Origin of the sequence: Streptomyces thermospinosisporus, assembly GCF_039526425.1 — a bacterium.
Taxonomy (GTDB): Bacteria; Actinomycetota; Actinomycetes; order Streptomycetales; family Streptomycetaceae; genus Streptomyces; species Streptomyces thermocarboxydovorans.
This window is the reverse complement of sequence record NZ_BAAAIZ010000008.1, coordinates 132,494-147,215: the sequence shown is the minus strand read 5'-3', so window position 1 is coordinate 147,215 and position 14,722 is coordinate 132,494. Positions and strand designations below refer to the sequence as shown.

The following is a 14,722-nucleotide window of genomic DNA, read 5'->3' as shown; positions in this document are numbered from 1 at the left end:
GTCCGACCGCCGCTATATGAGCAGGGACAGCAGCAGCACGATCGCCCCGGCGACCACCGAGATGATCGTCTCCATCACGGACCAGGTCTTGATGTTCTGGCCGACGCTGAGCCCGAAGTACTCCTTCACCAGCCAGAACCCGGCGTCGTTGACATGGCTGAAGAAGAGCGAGCCGGCACCGATCGCGAGGACCAGCAGCGCCGCGTGGGTGGTGGACATGTCGGCCGCCAGCGGCGCCACCAGACCGGCCGCCGAGACGGTCGCCACGGTCGCCGAACCGGTCGCCAGCCGGATCGCCACGGCGATCAGCCAGGCCAGCAGCAGCGCGGGGATCGACCAGTCCTCGGAGATCTCCAGGACCATCTGACCCACGCCGGTGTCGATCAGCGTCTGCTTGAAGCCGCCGCCCGCGCCGACGATCAGCAGGATGCCCGCGATGGGGGCGAGGCTCTTCTCGACCAGCGGCGACAGGCGCTCCTTGCCGAAGCCGGCCGGCCTGAGCAGCGTGAAGATGCCGACCAGCACGGCCGAGAGCAGGGCGATCAGCGGGGAGCCGATGACGTCGAAGACCCGCTGGACGGTGTTCTCCGGGTCGTCGATCACGATGTCCACCAGCGCCTTGGCGAGCATCAGCACGACCGGCAGCAGGATGGTGAACAGGGTCGGGCCGAAGCCGGGCCGCCGCTCCAGTTCCTCCGAGGCGCGCTGCGGGATCATCCGCTCGGGCGCGGGCACGTCCACCCAGCGGGCGGCGTACTTCGAGAAGACGGGGCCGGCGATGATCACGGTCGGGAGGGCGACCAGCACGCCCAGGGCCAGGGTGACACCGAGGTCGGCGCCCACCGCGTCGATGGCGACCAGCGGGCCGGGGTGCGGCGGGACCAGCCCGTGCATCACCGACAGACCGGCGAGCGCCGGGATGCCGATGCGCATCAGCGAGTAGTTGCCGCGCTTGGCCACCATCAGCACGACCGGGATCAGCAGGACGACGCCGACCTCGAAGAACAGCGGCAGACCGATCACCGAGGCGATCAGCACCATCGCCCACGGCATCGCACGCCCGCCCGCCTTGGCGAGGATGGTGTCGACGATCTCGTCGGCGCCGCCCGAGTCGGCGAGCATCTTGCCGAGGATCGCGCCGAGCGCGATCAGTACGCCGACACCGGCGACGGTGGAGCCTAGCCCGGTGCTGAAACTGGTGATGACCTTGTCCAGGGGCGCCCCGGCGAACGCGCCGAGCGCCAGTGACCCGATGGTCAGCGCCAGGAAGGCGTGCAGCTTGAACTTGGTGATGAGCAGGACGATGACGGCGATGCCCGCCAGGACGGCGATGCCCAGCTGAGCGTGGCCGGCCGAGGTGATCGGCTCGGGTGCGTCCGCTGCCAGCATCTCGACGCTGAGTCTGGTCACGGTGGATCCCTTGCAGGTACGGGGAGTCGGGGGGAGAAGTCCGGGGAGGTGGGGGAGCACCCCGGGGATAAGCGGCCGGTCGGGCTCATGCGGCCGGCTCGGGGAGCTCGGCGAGGGCGGCGACCGCCCGCGCGGTGATCTCCTCCGGGCTGCCCGTCACGTCCACGGCGACCCCGGCCTCGTCCCGCTCCAGCGGCTGGAGCGTGGCGAACTGGGAGTCGAGCAGCGCCGTGGGCATGAAGTGGCCCTTCCGGTGCGACATCCGGTCCTCGATCAGCGCGCGGTCACCCGTGAGGTGCAGGAAGACCACGCCCGGTGCGGCATTCCGCAGCCGGTCGCGGTACGACCGCTTCAGCGCCGAGCAGCTGACCACCCCGCCGAGCCCGGCCCGCCCCTGCGCCCAGTCGCCGATGGCGTCCAGCCACGGCCACCGGTCCTCGTCGGTGAGCGGGATGCCGGCCGACATCTTGGCGATGCTGGCCCGCGGGTGGAAGTCGTCGCCCTCGGCGTACGGGACGCCGAGCCGGGCGGCGAGCAGAGGACCGATGGTGGTCTTGCCGGTGCCCGCGACGCCCATGACCACGACGACATGGGGGGTGTTCATCCGCTGCCTCACTGTCTGCTGTCTTCGTCGACACGTGATGTCGACGCACACTGAAACCCATTAGGTACGACGAATTCAAGAGTCTGTGACATATAAGTCTGACTTTTTGTTTCCGTGATCCGCCTCGTACGCTGAGTGCATGAGCACCACGGGCCGGGGGCTGCACGGCCGCGTACTGGACACCCTCGGCCCCGAGATCACCGCGGGTACGTACCCGCCCGGCAGCGTGCTGCGCACCGACGAGCTGGCCCAGCGTTTCGACGTGTCACGCTCCGTGATGCGCGAGGTGGTGCGGGTCCTGGAGTCCATGCACCTGGTCGAGTCCCGGCGGCGGGTGGGCGTGACCGTCCTTCCGGCCTGCGAGTGGAACGTCTACGACCCGCAGGTCATCCGCTGGCGCCTGGCCGGCGCGGACCGCCCCCGCCAGCTGCGCTCCCTCACCGTGCTGCGCTCGGCCGTCGAACCCGTCGCCGCCCGGCTCGCCGCCGAGAACGCCACGGCGCAGCAGTGCGCCGAACTCACCGAGGCCGCGCTCGGCATGGTCGCCCACTCGCGCGGCCACAAGCTGGAGGGCTACCTCTTCCACGACGTGGCCTTCCACCGCGTCATCCTCACCGCGTCCGGCAACGAGATGTTCGCCCGGCTCGGCGACGTCGTCGCCGAGGTCCTGGCCGGCCGCACCCACCACGACGTGATGTTCCACGACCCCGACCCGGCCGCCGTCACCCTGCATGTCCAGGTCGCCGAGGCGGTCCGCGCACGCGACGCGGAACGCGCGGAACGCCTGACCCGCGAGATCACCGAGGGCGCGCTCCAGGAGCTGGACATCCTGGCGCCGTAGTGCTGTTGCGGGTGGACGGTACGACCGTGCGGGCGCCGGGTGCCCGCACTCAGGAAGTCGCTGTCAGCTCAGGAAGTCGCCGTCGACATAGACCCAGGCGCCGTCCACTCGCTCGAACCGGCTGCGCTCGTGCAGCGAGCCGCCCCGGTAGGACGCCCGGAAGGTGACGGTCCCGGTGCTGTGGAAGGCGGACCCGTCCGTCGTCTGAAGGATCTCCAGGCCCGTCCAGCGCATCCCGGGGTCGAAGTCGATCCGCTCGGGGCGGGTGCGAGGATGCCAGGTCCGCAGCAGATAGCCGGCGTCCTGCCGGACGAAGGCGCTGTAGCGCGACCGCATCAGCTTCTCGGCGGTCGGCGCCGCCGCGCCGCCGTGGTACCGGCCGCAGCACTCCTCGTACGCCGCGGGCAGCCCGCACGGACAGGAACGCGTGGTCATGATCACCCTCCGCGGCGCGATCGTCTTCCCTGCAGCTCTTCCCTGCAACGCGCGAGGGCCGCGACCTTCGCGGTCGCGGCCCTCGCCTCACGTGTCCGAGGGGGGACTTGAACCCCCACGCCCGATAAAGGGCACTAGCACCTCAAGCTAGCGCGTCTGCCATTCCGCCACCCGGACAAGGTGTCTGTCGCGCGGGTTTCCCCCCGCGGCGACGACGTAAACATTACCAGGTGTTCCCCGGTGACCCGATCACCCCCGGCCCCGAAAGCCCCGATCGCCGCGGCCGGGCCGGGGCTTGGGTGCCGGGCGGTGCGGGGAGAGGATGTGGGGAGCACCCACAGCCCACCAGCAGTGACAGCGGGAGGAAGCACGTGAGCGAGACGGACACGGCCAGGAGCGTCACCGGTGAGGACGAGGTCGTGGACCTCTGCCGCGAGCTGATCCGGATCGACACCAGCAACTACGGCGACCACTCCGGCCCCGGCGAGCGCAAGGCGGCCGAGTACGTCGCCGAGAAGCTCGCCGAGGTCGGGCTCGAACCGAAGATCATCGAGTCCCACCCGGGGCGCGCCTCCACGGTGGCCCGGATCGAGGGCGAGGACCCCTCCCGGCCCGCGCTGCTCATCCACGGCCACACCGACGTCGTCCCGGCCGACGCCGACGACTGGACCCACCATCCGTTCTCCGGGGAGATCGCCGACGGATGCGTGTGGGGGCGCGGCGCCGTCGACATGAAGGACATGGACGCGATGACCCTCGCGGTCGTCCGCGACCGGCTGCGCAGCGGCCGCAAGCCCCCGCGCGACATCGTGCTCGCCTTCCTCGCCGACGAGGAGGCAGGCGGCACCTACGGCGCCAAGTACCTGGTGCGCGAGCACCCCGAGCTCTTCGAGGGCGTCACCGAGGGCATCGGCGAGGTCGGCGGCTTCTCCTTCACGGTCAACGAGCAGCTGCGCCTGTACCTGGTGGAGACCGCCGAGAAGGGCATGCACTGGATGCGGCTCACCGTCGAGGGCACTGCCGGGCACGGCTCGATGACCAACACCGACAACGCCATCACCGAGCTGTGCGAGGCCGTCGCCCGCCTCGGCCGCCACACCTGGCCGGTGCGCGTCACCAAGACCGTACGAGCCTTCCTGGACGAGCTGTCCGACGCGCTCGGCACCGAGCTCGACCCGGAGAACATGGACGAGACGCTCGCCAGGCTCGGCGGCATCGCCCGGATGATCGGCACCACGCTGCGCAACTCGGCGGCGCCCACCATGCTCGGCGCCGGCTACAAGGTCAACGTCATCCCCGGCCAGGCCACCGCCCACGTCGACGGCCGCTTCCTGCCCGGCTACGAGGAGGAGTTCCTCGCCGACCTCGACCGCATCCTCGGCCCGCGGGTGAAGCGGGAGGACGTGCACGCCGACAAGGCGCTGGAGACCGACTTCGACGGCAGGCTGGTCGACGCCATGCAGACCGCCCTGCGCGCCGAGGACCCGATCGCCCGGGCCGTGCCCTACATGCTCTCCGGCGGCACCGACGCCAAGTCCTTCGACGACCTGGGCATCCGCTGCTTCGGCTTCGCCCCGCTGCAGCTGCCCCCGGAGCTGGACTTCGCCGGGATGTTCCACGGTGTGGACGAGCGGGTGCCGGTTGACGGTCTCAAGTTCGGGGTTCGCGTCCTCGACCGGTTCCTGGACGCCTCATGACCCTCCCGACGCCCCCAACAATCGGGCAGATGTCCGGAGTTGACCGGTACGGGTGAATGCGACCATAAGCTCGTAGCCTCATTACTCCTCCTTCGTTACCCGAGGTGTGATCCGCAATTTGGGATCGCATTGCCAACAAGGAGGAATAATGATCAAGAAGGTCGTCGCTGTCGCGGCTGCCACCGGTGGGCTGGTTCTCGCGGGCGCGGGCATGGCCGCTGCGGACTCCGGTGCCCAGGGTGCCGCGGTGCACTCCCCGGGCGTCGTGTCCGGCAACGTGATCCAGGCCCCGATCCACGTCCCCGTGAACGTCTGCGGCAACACGGTCTCCGTGATCGGGCTGCTGAACCCCGCCTTCGGCAACACCTGCGTCAACCAGTGACCTTGTGCCCCGCCCGCTAGGGCAGGTCACTTCAGGGTTTGAACCCGTCGGCCCCGGAACGCGCGCCGTGCGCTCCGGGGCCGACGGTCTTGACGAACGTGGGAACCTTCCGAAGGCAGGGAAATCGACTATGCGACAGGTCACCCGCAAGGGACTGATGACCGTGGCGGCCGCGACCGGGGTCATCGCCGCCGCGGGCGGCGCCGCCCACGCCGACTCCGGAGCACACGGCACCGCCTCCGGCTCGCCGGGCGTCCTCTCCGGCAACTCGGTGCAGGCACCCGTGGACGTACCGGTCAATGTCTGCGGCAACACCGTCAACGTCGCCGGGATCCTCAACCCGGCCATGGGCAACACCTGCGTCAACGAGGGGGGCTCCGCGGCGTCCGGCAACGGCGGCTCCGGCGCCCACGGCGGCGCGCACGCGGACGGCAAGGCCTCCGGCTCGCCCGGTGTCGCCTCCGGCAACAAGGTGCAGGCACCGGTGCACATCCCGGTGAACGTCTGCGGCAACAGCGTCGACGTCCTGGGCGCCGGCAACGGCGCGGAGGGCAACGGTTGCGCGAACGACTCCTCCGGCACCCCCGGCACGCCCGGGCAGCCCGGTGAGCCGGGCAGCCCGGACGAGCCCGAGCGTCCCGGCCGGCCCGACGGGCCGGACACCCCGTCCACGCCGGACGACACCGGGCGCTCCCCGGATGGCGGCGACCAGCCGGGCGCCCGCGCCGACATCCAGCCCGCCGCGGAGGCCCAGCTGGCCCACACCGGCAGCGACCTGCCGGTTGGCCTCGCCGTGCCGCTCGGCGCCGGCGCGCTGCTCGGCGGCGCGATCCTCTACCGCAAGGCGCGCGCGGCCCGCTGATCCCGGCACCCATCGGGTGATTCCGGGCACACGTCAGGGGCCTGCGGTGACTCCGCAGGCCCCTGCACTCACCAGGTGGCGCGCACCTGGCGGATGATCCGCCGCCTCAGCCGCACTCTGCGACTGCCGTCCCGCAACAGGGTCAGGCGGTACAGCTCCCAGTGACCGTACTCTGCATGGTCCGTCAGCAGACGCGTCGTCTCCTTGCGGGAGACCCCGCGCGGCACGTACACGTCGACAAATTCGTATTCCGGCATCGCATCTATTGTGCGGTCCGGGGCCCGGTACGGATAGCGTCTGCACTATGTCTGATGCTGCGCAGCCCACCGCTGCCGAGGTACGCGCCGCCGCCGAGGCGGTCAAGGCCGCGCTCGACCGCCACCTTGCCGCGGTCGAACGCCGGTCGGGGGACGACGACCCGGCCGTCTACGAGGCGTTCAACCAGCTGGCCGCAGCCGCGGAGGCGTACGACGAACTGCTCTACGACCGCTACGACGAGGTCACTCCTTTCGAGATCCCCGGCGGGGACGGCACGCTGCCGCCCTACGCCGGCCCCGAGGAGCCGAACGCCCTCAGCGTGCTGATCCGCCGCGACTACACCGTCGCGCAGCCCAAGCGGCTGCTGGCACACGCCCAGCGGATCGAGGCGGCTGACGAGGGCGAGCCCACCCAGGCCTCCGGCACCGTGCACGGTGCGCTCGGCATCCTCTTCGGCGAGTTCGAGCCCGACGAGATCGCCTCCCGGCACAAGGAGTTCGGGCTGGAGGAGGGCGACTCCACCCTCTGGGTCACAGCGTCGGACGACCCGCCGGAGCCGGGGGAGTGGCTGGAGGCCCCCTTCGAGCAGGTGGACCCGGAGCGGGTGGTGTGCCGCTTCGACGTCAGCGCGGTCTTCGACGAGGAGGCCGACGACGAGGACGACGAGGACGACGACCTCCAGGAGGACGTCGAAGACGACGAGGCGGACGTGGACGACGCGGCCCTGGACGTGGACGAGGACCTGGAACCCCTCGACACCGACCGCTGACGACGGTGGCCCGGCCCGGGCCACCGTCCACTCCTCGCCTCGCCGTCAGCCGGTCACGACCTGCGGGGCCAGCAGATGGGGCAGGCGCGTGGTCCGCGGCTTGGCCGGCACCTCGGCCACGGCCCTCGGCAGCGCCTGCTCCACCCCGTGCACCACGGACAGATGCCGGTCGGCCCGGCTGAACGCCGTGTACACCCACGGCCGGCTCAGCGCCGGCACCGCGTCCCCCGGCAGCACCACGACCGCCGCCGGCCAGCGGCAGCCCACCGCCTGGTGCGCGGTCAGCGCCCAGGCGTGCCGCACGGAGCGCTCCACCCGCTCCTTCGGCACGACGATCTCCTCACCGGCGCAGTCCAGATGCAGCCCCTCGGCGTCCGCCCGCACCACCCGGCCCGGCAGCATCCGCCCCGGAGCGGGGGAGTAGGCCACCCGGTCGCCCGGATCGAACCCGCCGAACCGGCCCGGACCGGGATTCAGCCGCTCCTTCAGCGCGGCGTTCAGCACCCGCGTCCCGACCGCGCCGCCATGGCCCGGCGTGATCACCTGCGTCTCCTCGGCCGGCACACCGAGGGCACGCGGCACCGAGTCCACCACCAGCTGCACCGTCCGGTGCACCGCCTCGCCCGCGTCCCGCACCGGCACGATCACCACTTCCTTGCCGGGCGCCTCGACCTGGAGCAGCTCCCCGGCGCCGACACCGGAGACCAGCTCGCCGAGCGGCCCCGGATCCGGCCGCCGGGAGGCGATCTGCGGACACACCCGCGCCGCCAGCAGATCGGCGAACACCCGCCCGGGCCCCACGGACCACAGCACCCCCGGATCCCCGGACAGCACCAGCCGCGCCCCGTCCGGCAGCGACTCCGCCAGCAGCGCCGCCGCCTCCACATCCAGCTGCGGGGCGTCCAGCACCACCAGCAGATCGACGTCCAGCGTCCCGTCGGCGTCCCGCCCGGGACCCTCGGCCCCGGCCAGCAGCCCGGCAACCGTCGCGACACCCGGGCCGTCCTCGCCCACCAGCGCAGCGAACCGGGCCCGCCCCACGGGGCTGTGCACGGCGGCCCAGGCCCGCAGCCCCATGCCCCGCGCGGCCCGCAGCAGCGCCGCCGGCTCGGCCCGCGCCGCCTCGCCGCCGGTGTGCAGCACCAGCCCATGCCCGGCGACGGCACGGATCAGATCAGCCGCGGCCCCCTCGGCCTCTGCGGCAGCGGACTCCCACTCCTCACCGGACCCGTCCTGCTTGGGCACGGAGTTGACCAGCCGGGCCAGCCCGTCGGCGAGGCTCTCCTCGGCCAGCGCATACCGCTCCAGCCCCACCAGCACCCGGACCGGCACCTCCTCCTCCCCCTCGGAGGGCGCCTCCAGGCCGTCCTGGAAGACCAGCACGTCCCCCTCGGAGACGGCACCGCGCACCGCCCCCTCCGCGTCCGGAACCCCCTGCCGCTCCAGCGCGGCGACCAGCGCCGGCATCTCCAGCGCCGTGTGCCCGGCGAGCGCCGCCTGCTCCAGCAGCCACACGGTGACCGCCCGGCCCCGCCGCTCGTCGTCCGGGGACGCCTCACCGCCGAGCAGCGCCCGCGCGAACGCGTCGGCCTGCTCCCGCCGCACCCCGAAGACCCGCAGCAACTGCCACGGATCCGCGCGCAGCAGCTCCCCGGCGCCCTCGCCGAGCACCTCCGCGGTCTGCACGGCGAGCCCCTCGGGCGCGCCGCCCTCCGCGAGCACCCCCCGCACCGCCTCGACGACATGCGGGGCGGCCTCCGCGCCGGCCGCCGGGACCGGCATCCGCCGCACCGGCTCGGGCGCGGGCCGCCGGGGCGCGGGCGCGGGCGCGGGCTCCTCGAACACCGTGGCCGGCGGCTTCTCCCCGCTCTCCACAGCCCGCACCGCGGCGAGCAGATCGGCGGCCTTGCCGCTCAGCTTGGCGCCGGCCTCGATGCGCCCCTTCTCCGCCTTGCGCCGCTCGATGCGCTCCCGCTCGATCCGCTGGGCCCGCAGCTCGGCCTCGGCCTCCGACAGCTGCTCACCCTCGGCCGGCTCGGCGTCCTCGGGAGTCTCGGGCGTGGTCACAGCGTGCTCCAGTCATGATCGGGATACCGGTGCACGGGCGCCGACACGTCGTCCAGCGCCCGGCAGATCTCGTCAGGAAGACTAAGCGCCTCCACTGACAATGCCGCCGTGAGCTGCTGTGCGTTGCGCGCGCCGACGATGGGGGCGGTCACTCCGGGACGGTCGCGCACCCAGGCGAGGGCCACCTGCAGCGGGGTCACCGCCAGACCGTCGGCCGCGGTCGACACGGCGTCCACGATCCGCCCGGCCGTCTCGTCCAGATACGGGGCGACGAACGGAGCGAGATGCTCCGAGGCACCCCGGGAATCCGGGGGCAGCGCGTCATTGCGGTACTTCCCGGTCAGCACGCCGCGCCCCAGCGGCGAGGAGGGAAGCAGCCCGATGCCGAGATCGATGGCGGCCGGGAGCACCTCCCGCTCCACGCCCCGCTGCAGCAGCGAGTACTCCATCTGGGTGCTCGCCAGCCGCGTCCGGGCGCCCGGCGCCGCCAGCTGCCAGGTGCCGGCCTTGGCCAGCTGCCAGCCGCAGAAGTTGGAGACCCCGGCGTAGCGGGCCCGGCCGCTGCCGACGGCGATGTCCAGGGCCTGGAGGGTCTCCTCCAGTGGCGTCGTCGGGTCGTATGCATGTACATGCCATACGTCGACGTGGTCGGTGCCGAGCCTCTCCAAGGAGGCGTCCAGGGCGGACAGCAGATGGCCACGGGAGCCGTTGAAACGGCGGTCGGGGTCCGGGACGCTGCCGGCCTTGGTCGAGATCACCAGGTCCCGGCGGGGCACCAGGCCGGCCATCAGCTTTCCGAGCAGGTACTCGGCCTCGCCGTCGCCGTACACGTCCGCGGTGTCGACGAGGGTTCCGCCCGCTTCCCAGAAGGTCTTCAGGAGATCCGCGGCGTCGTGCTCGTCGGTGTCCCGACCCCAGGTCAGGGTCCCGAGCCCGATCCGGGACACGCGCAGGCCGGTACGGCCGAGATGCCTCTGCTCCATGAACGCCGAGATTACTGGCCAGAACCGTGCCGGTGGGTGCCTGTGGACAAGGCAATTCCCCTTCCCGGGGAGGGTCCACTGCGGCAACACCGGTGCAGGTCGCTCACGCGGGTGTTGACAAGTCACCGCCCGGCGCCCGGAGTTGCGTACGCACCCGGTGCGGGTGTTGGCCGGGGGTGGGTTTGTCGCGCACCCCCACCCACCACCAGGCACCCCACCACGCGACCCGCCGGAGGTATACCCTGCCCGCACAAGCCACGTTACTCATCGGTAAGGGGAGACGGCCATGCAGCTCGGGATCAACCTCGGCTACTGGGGTGCCGGAATGGACGCGGACAACCTCACCGTGGCGCAAGAAGCCGACCGGCTCGGCTACTCGGTCTGCTGGGCCGCCGAGGCCTACGGCTCCGACGCCGCCACCGTTCTCGCCTGGGTCGCCGCCCAGACCACCCGCATCGACGTCGGCTCGGCCATCTTCCAGATCCCCGCCCGCCAGCCGGCGATGACCGCGATGACCGCCGCCACCCTCGACTCCCTCTCCGGCGGCCGCTTCCGGCTCGGCCTCGGCGTCTCCGGCCCCCAGGTCTCCGAGGGCTGGTACGGCGTCAAGTTCGACAAGCCCCTCGCCCGCACCCGCGAGTACGTCGAGATCATCCGCAAGGCGATGACCCGCGAGCGCCTCACCTACGAGGGCGAGCACTGGACGCTCCCCCTCCCCGGCGGCCCCGGCAAGCCCATCAAGCTCACGGTGCACCCCCAGCGCGAGCACATCCCGCTCTACATCGCCGCCATCGGCCCGAAGAACCTCGAGCAGACCGGCGAGATCGCCGACGGCGCCCTGCTGATCTTCCCCTCCGCCGACCACCTCGAGGAGACCGCCGTCAAGCACATCCGCGCGGGCCGCGAGAAGGCCGGCAAGACCCTCGACGGCTTCGACATCTGCCCCACCGTCCCGCTCGCCACCGGCGACGACAAGGACATCACCACCCTCGCCGACACCTTCCGGCCCTACACCGCCCTCTACGTCGGCGGCATGGGCAGCCGCAAGCAGAACTTCTACAACCAGCTCGCCCGGCGCATGGGCTACGAGAAGGAAGCCGCCGAGATCCAGGACAAGTACCTGTCCGGCGACAAGGAGGGCGCTGCGGCCGCCGTCCCGCACGACCTCATCGACTCCACCACGCTCCTCGGCTCGGTCGACCGCATCGCCGACCGCATGAAGGCCTACGCCGAAGCCGGCGTCACCACCCTCACCCTCGCCCCCGCCGGCTTCACCCTCGAGGAGCGCCTCGCCTCACTCCGCGCCGGCACGGAGGCCCTGGAGCGCGCCGGGCTGGCATAACGCCATAGCCGCAGCCACAACAGCAACCACATCCGACCGGCAACCGGCAACCACATCGGACAGGCGCAACCCGCAAAACCCCACGGCCGTGGTGGGGGCTCGGGGGCCCACCCCGCCACGGCCGTCAAACACAACAACGCCTGACAGCCCCCACGGTTACGCCCCCCGACCCCCACTCCGTCCTCCATTTGGCGGAGTTGTCCGCCCCACCTGTTGCGGCGCCCGCCCGATCCGCATTTGACTCGTTCTTGGCCCGGCTTGCGCATCGGCGGAGAGGTGGCTGGTCCCCTTGCTTTCGGCCAAGAGTCTGTTCCAGGAGATCGTCGACAACGACGAGTCCTTCGCGCTGTTCTGCTCCATCGCCGCCAGCGGCGAGTCCCAGGGCGGCTGGGAGAACGCCCGCATCGCCGCCCTCGTCCCCGAGACCGAGCGCGACATGGCCCCCAAGATCACCCGCCACGGCGCCGACGAGGACAAGCACGGCCGCATCTTCCACGCCCTGATGAAGAAGCGCGGCCTGGACCCCGTCCCCGTACCGCCCGAGACCGACTACACCATGCTCCTCGAACGGGGCGGCATCGGTCTGGCCCACGACAAGCTCAAGCGGGACGAGCCTCTCACCGTCCAGGACGTCGTCACCTACCTCGCCCACAGCAGGGTCACCGAGCAGCGGGCCTCCGAGCAGATGCAGCTGCTGCGCAAGCAGTTCGCCGACCACCCCGACCTGGGCCGCGCGGTGAAGATGATCTCCAACGACGAGGACAACCACCTCGCCTACTGCCACGAGGAACTGCTCCGCTTCGCCCGCGCCGGACACGGCCGCACCATCCAGCGGACCCTGCGCGAGTGCGCGCTCGCCGAGATCCGGATCTACCGCGACGTCAGCCTCGCCGTGATGGCCCACATGGGCCGCATCCTCGGCTGGTCCAGGCCCAAGGCCGCGCTCCTGGCCCTCGGCATCCGCGCGGTGTACCTCGTCGAACGCCTCGTCGGCTGGCGCCGCATGGTCTCCCTCAGGATGCCGGCCCGCCGCAACGCCCTCGGCGGCCCCGCCGGCCCCGAACCGGAATTCGCCTGAGCCCCCGCTCCTGGACTGAGCCCTCCCGCTCCCGGGGCGGCCACGCCTGCTCTACAGCCACCCCCGGCTCTTGAACAGCCGGAACAGCAGCACCTCCAGCCCGGCCATCAGCACGATCACCGCCGGATACGACCACCCCCACCGCAGCTCCGGCATGTGCTCGAAGTTCATGCCGTAGACCCCGGCGATCATCGTCGGCACCGCCGCCATCGCCGCCCACGCCGAGATCTTCCGCATGTCGTCGTTCTGCCGCACGCTCATCTGCGCCAGATGCGCCGACAGGATGTCCGACACCAGCCGGTCCAGCCCCTCCACGGACTCGTTCACCCGGGTGAGGTGGTCGTGCACGTCACGGAAGAACGGCCGGGCCTTCTCCGCGACGAACGGCACGCTCACCCCGGAGACGCCCACCCCCGCCAGCCGGTTCATCGGCAGGGACAGCGGGCCCGTCGCCCGCCGGAACTCCAGGATCTGCCGCTTGAAGTTGTAGATCCGCGACGCGGTGTGCCGCGAGCCCCCGCCGCCCGGGGAGAAGACCTCCGCCTCCAGCTCCTCCAGATCGGTCCCCAGCTCGGTGGCGACCTCCAGATAGTGGTCGACGGTGGCGTCGGCGATCGCGTACAGCACGGCCGTCGGCCCCTTGCCCAGCAGCTCCGGCTCCTGCTCCAGCCGCTTGCGTACCGTCCCGAGCGGTGCGCCCTCCCCGTGCCGGACGGTCACCACGAATGCGTCACCGAGGAAGACCATGATCTCGCCGGAGGACACCGTGTCGCTCCGGGGCTCGTAGACGACCGGCTTGAGCACCAGGAACAGCGAGTCGTCGTACACCTCCAGCTTGGGCCTCTGATGCGCCTTGAGGGAGTCCTCGACGGCCAGCGGATGCAGGCCGAACTCCTGCGAGACCGCATCGAACTCGTCCTCGGTCGGCTCGTGCAGCCCGATCCACACGAAGCCCCCCGCCGACCGCGCCGTGGCGAGCGCAGAGGTGAAGTCCCCGTCCCCCTCCGCACGGCGCCCCTCCCGGTAGACGGCACAGTCGACGATCACGAAGCGCACGCTCCTTCCACCGGCCGCACGTCACAGCCCACCGTCCGGCTCACGCAGCTCACCACCCGCACCTCATGGCCCTCACGGCCCACCGGCCGGACCCTCCGGCCGAACGGCACGCCACCCCGCTCCTGCCCGATACGCCTACCCTGGGCCGCATGCCCACCTTGCTGCTGGTCCGGCACGGACGTTCCACCGCCAACACCGAGCGCGTGCTCGCCGGTCAGATGCCCGGCGTCGCCCTCGACGAACGCGGCGCCGCGCAGGCCGCCGCCCTGCCCGCGCGGCTCGCCGAGGTGCCCCTCGCCGAGGTCGTCACCAGCCCGCTGCAGCGCTGCCGCGAGACCATCGGCCCGCTGCTCGAGGCCCGCCCCGGCCTGACCGCGCACACCGACGACCGCATCGGCGAGTGCGACTACGGCGACTGGTCGGGCCGCAAGCTCGACGAGCTGAAGGACGAACCGCTGATGGAAGTGGTGCAGGCGCACCCGACGGCCGCGGCGTTCCCCGGCGGGGAGTCCATGCGGGCGATGCAGCACCGCGCCGCCGAGGCGGTGCGCGAGTGGAACGCGCGGGTGGAGCGCGACCACGGCGCCGACGCCGTGTACCTGATGTGTTCGCACGGGGACATCATCAAGTCCCTCGTCGCCGACGCACTCGGACTTCATCTCGACCTCTTCCAGCGGATCTCCGTAGATCCGTGTTCCGTCACCGCGATCCGCTACACCCGGCTGCGTCCCTTCCTGCTCCGCCTCGGCGACACCGGCGACTTCGCCTCGCTGGTGCCGAAGAACGAGCCGCCCGCCGACGACGCCACGGTCGGGGGCGGCGCGGGCGCACCGTGATCGTCGGCCGCAGTAGGGTGAAGCGGTTGCAGCACTGTCCGCCTTCGAGTTCACAAGCCGCCCGTACCCCCGACTCGCATCCCTACCCACAGCACCCACCAC

General features: G+C 71.8%; 15 protein-coding genes and 1 tRNA gene. 8 read left to right on the top strand and 8 right to left on the bottom strand.

Features of this window, described 5'->3' with window-relative positions; genetic code table 11:
• Positions 1-12: 12 nt before the first annotated feature.
• Positions 13-1,410, bottom strand: a complete 1,398-nt coding sequence (locus tag ABD207_RS03660) for a GntP family permease (RefSeq protein ID WP_344009978.1) — start codon at positions 1,408-1,410, stop codon at positions 13-15.
• 85 nt (positions 1,411-1,495) lie between these two features.
• Positions 1,496-2,014 carry a gluconokinase gene (locus ABD207_RS03655; protein ID WP_344009976.1) on the bottom strand — a complete coding sequence of 173 codons (519 nt, stop codon included), beginning with the start codon at positions 2,012-2,014 and terminating at the stop codon, positions 1,496-1,498.
• A gap of 139 nt (positions 2,015-2,153) precedes the next feature.
• On the opposite strand from ABD207_RS03655, the gene ABD207_RS03650 reads away from it, so the two are divergent.
• Positions 2,154-2,855, top strand: a complete 702-nt coding sequence (locus tag ABD207_RS03650) for a FadR/GntR family transcriptional regulator (protein ID WP_344009974.1) — start codon at positions 2,154-2,156, stop codon at positions 2,853-2,855.
• A 63-nt stretch (positions 2,856-2,918) separates the two neighbouring features.
• Here ABD207_RS03650 and ABD207_RS03645 read toward each other — a convergent pair whose 3' ends face one another.
• Positions 2,919-3,290 carry a YchJ family protein gene (locus ABD207_RS03645; RefSeq protein WP_344009972.1) on the bottom strand — a complete coding sequence of 124 codons (372 nt, stop codon included), beginning with the start codon at positions 3,288-3,290 and terminating at the stop codon, positions 2,919-2,921.
• Between the two features lie 92 nt (positions 3,291-3,382).
• A tRNA-Leu gene (locus tag ABD207_RS03640) sits at positions 3,383-3,467 on the bottom strand.
• A 194-nt stretch (positions 3,468-3,661) separates the two neighbouring features.
• Here ABD207_RS03640 and ABD207_RS03635 point away from each other — a divergent pair.
• The 3 genes from ABD207_RS03635 (at position 3,662) to ABD207_RS03625 (ending at position 6,231) form a co-directional block, all read left to right on the top strand.
• Positions 3,662-4,987, top strand: a complete 1,326-nt coding sequence (locus tag ABD207_RS03635) for a M20/M25/M40 family metallo-hydrolase (RefSeq protein ID WP_344009970.1) — start codon at positions 3,662-3,664, stop codon at positions 4,985-4,987.
• 148 nt (positions 4,988-5,135) lie between these two features.
• A complete protein-coding gene (chpH, locus tag ABD207_RS03630; RefSeq protein WP_343997868.1) occupies positions 5,136-5,369 on the top strand; it encodes a chaplin ChpH in 234 nt (77 codons plus the stop codon).
• Between the two features lie 130 nt (positions 5,370-5,499).
• Positions 5,500-6,231: a chaplin gene (locus tag ABD207_RS03625; RefSeq protein ID WP_344009969.1), complete on the top strand. Its 732-nt coding sequence runs from the start codon at positions 5,500-5,502 to the stop codon at positions 6,229-6,231.
• 68 nt (positions 6,232-6,299) lie between these two features.
• Here the strand turns inward: ABD207_RS03625 and ABD207_RS03620 are convergent, their stop codons facing one another.
• Positions 6,300-6,488, bottom strand: coding sequence for a DUF5703 family protein (locus tag ABD207_RS03620; protein ID WP_167990418.1), 189 nt, complete (start codon positions 6,486-6,488; stop codon positions 6,300-6,302).
• Between the two features lie 47 nt (positions 6,489-6,535).
• Between ABD207_RS03620 and ABD207_RS03615 the strand changes: the two genes are divergently transcribed.
• Positions 6,536-7,258, top strand: a complete 723-nt coding sequence (locus ABD207_RS03615) for a hypothetical protein (RefSeq protein WP_344009968.1) — start codon at positions 6,536-6,538, stop codon at positions 7,256-7,258.
• Positions 7,259-7,303: 45 nt separating this feature from the next.
• Here the strand turns inward: ABD207_RS03615 and ABD207_RS03610 are convergent, their stop codons facing one another.
• Complete coding sequence (locus ABD207_RS03610; protein ID WP_344009966.1) at positions 7,304-9,325, bottom strand: helix-hairpin-helix domain-containing protein; 2,022 nt, start codon at positions 9,323-9,325, stop codon at positions 7,304-7,306.
• On the bottom strand, positions 9,322-10,308 hold the full coding sequence (locus ABD207_RS03605) for an aldo/keto reductase (RefSeq protein WP_344009964.1): 987 nt from the start codon (positions 10,306-10,308) through the stop codon (positions 9,322-9,324). Before ABD207_RS03605 ends, ABD207_RS03610 begins: the two co-directional genes overlap by 4 nt.
• Before the next feature lie 286 nt (positions 10,309-10,594).
• Between ABD207_RS03605 and ABD207_RS03600 the strand changes: the two genes are divergently transcribed.
• Together ABD207_RS03600 and ABD207_RS03595 are read left to right on the top strand one after the other, a co-directional pair.
• Positions 10,595-11,650, top strand: coding sequence for an LLM class F420-dependent oxidoreductase (locus ABD207_RS03600; protein WP_344009962.1), 1,056 nt, complete (start codon positions 10,595-10,597; stop codon positions 11,648-11,650).
• A gap of 289 nt (positions 11,651-11,939) precedes the next feature.
• Positions 11,940-12,728 (top strand): ferritin-like domain-containing protein, encoded by a 789-nt coding sequence (locus ABD207_RS03595; protein WP_344009960.1) that lies wholly within the window; start codon positions 11,940-11,942, stop codon positions 12,726-12,728.
• 51 nt (positions 12,729-12,779) lie between these two features.
• On the opposite strand, the gene corA is transcribed toward ABD207_RS03595, so the two are convergent.
• Positions 12,780-13,775 (bottom strand): magnesium/cobalt transporter CorA, encoded by a 996-nt coding sequence (gene corA / locus ABD207_RS03590; RefSeq protein ID WP_344009959.1) that lies wholly within the window; start codon positions 13,773-13,775, stop codon positions 12,780-12,782.
• 158 nt (positions 13,776-13,933) lie between these two features.
• Between corA and ABD207_RS03585 the strand changes: the two genes are divergently transcribed.
• A complete protein-coding gene (locus ABD207_RS03585) occupies positions 13,934-14,620 on the top strand; it encodes a histidine phosphatase family protein (protein WP_344009958.1) in 687 nt (228 codons plus the stop codon).
• Positions 14,621-14,722 lie beyond the last annotated feature (102 nt).